Annotated in this window: 1 rRNA gene; it reads left to right on the top strand. The window is 57.0% G+C overall.

Annotated elements, in window-relative coordinates:
- A 23S ribosomal RNA gene (locus ACF07N_RS35865) occupies positions 1-1,530 on the top strand; the annotation flags it as partial.
- Between the last annotated feature and the right edge of the window lie 22 nt (positions 1,531-1,552).

Genomic DNA, 1,552 nt, shown 5'->3' on the forward strand with positions numbered 1-1,552 from the left:
GGGGAGTGGTGGAGCCGCTGAACCAAGGTGGTAGTAGGTGAGTGATGGGGTGACGCAGGAAGGTAGTCCATCCCGGGCGGTGGTTGTCCCGGGGTAAGGGTGTAGCCCGTCATCTAGGCAAATCCGGATGACATGAGGGTGAGACCTGATGCCGAGCCGATTGTGGTGAAGTGGATGATCCTATGCTGTCGAGAAAAGCCTCTAGCGAGTTTCATGGCGGCCCGTACCCTAAACCGACTCAGGTGGTCAGGTAGAGAATACCGAGGCGTTCGGGTGAACTATGGTTAAGGAACTCGGCAAAATGCCCCCGTAACTTCGGGAGAAGGGGGGCCACATCCGGTGACGGGCTTTGCGCCTTGAGCTGGGGGTGGCCGCAGAGACCAGCGAGAAGCGACTGTTTACTAAAAACACAGGTCCGTGCGAAGCCGTAAGGCGATGTATACGGACTGACGCCTGCCCGGTGCTGGAACGTTAAGGGGACCGGTTAGCTCTGATTCGTCAGGGCGAAGCTGAGAACTTAAGCGCCAGTAAACGGCGGTGGTAACTATAACCATCCTAAGGTAGCGAAATTCCTTGTCGGGTAAGTTCCGACCTGCACGAATGGCGTAACGACTTCTCGACTGTCTCAACCATAGGCCCGGTGAAATTGCACTACGAGTAAAGATGCTCGTTTCGCGCAGCAGGACGGAAAGACCCCGGGACCTTTACTACAGTTTGATATTGGTGTTCGGTTCGGCTTGTGTAGGATAGCTGGGAGACTTTGAAGCGGCCACGCCAGTGGTTGTGGAGTCGTCGTTGAAATACCAGTCTGGTCGTGCTGGATGTCTAACCTGGGTCCGTGATCCGGATCAGGGACAGTGTCTGATGGGTAGTTTAACTGGGGCGGTTGCCTCCTAAAGGGTAACGGAGGCGCCCAAAGGTTCCCTCAGCCTGGTTGGCAATCAGGTGTTGAGTGTAAGTGCACAAGGGAGCTTGACTGTGAGACCGACGGGTCGAGCAGGGACGAAAGTCGGGACTAGTGATCCGGCGGTGGCTTGTGGAAGCGCCGTCGCTCAACGGATAAAAGGTACCCCGGGGATAACAGGCTGATCTTCCCCAAGAGTCCATATCGACGGGATGGTTTGGCACCTCGATGTCGGCTCGTCGCATCCTGGGGCTGGAGTCGGTCCCAAGGGTTGGGCTGTTCGCCCATTAAAGCGGTACGCGAGCTGGGTTTAGAACGTCGTGAGACAGTTCGGTCCCTATCCGCTGTGCGCGTAGGAGTCTTGAGAAGGGCTGTCCCTAGTACGAGAGGACCGGGACGGACGAACCTCTGGTGTGCCAGTTGTTCTGCCAAGGGCATGGCTGGTTGGCTACGTTCGGGAGGGATAACCGCTGAAAGCATCTAAGCGGGAAGCCTGCTTCGAGATGAGGACTCCCACCCACTTGATGGGGTAAGGCTCCCAGTAGACGACTGGGTTGATAGGCCGGATCTGGAAGCCAGGTAACTGGTGGAGGTGACCGGTACTAATAGGCCGAGGGCTTGTCCTCAGTTGCTCGCGTCCACTGTGTT

The sequence above is a fragment of the Streptomyces sp. NPDC015242 genome, assembly GCF_043079125.1.
Lineage (GTDB): Bacteria > Actinomycetota > Actinomycetes > Streptomycetales > Streptomycetaceae > Streptomyces.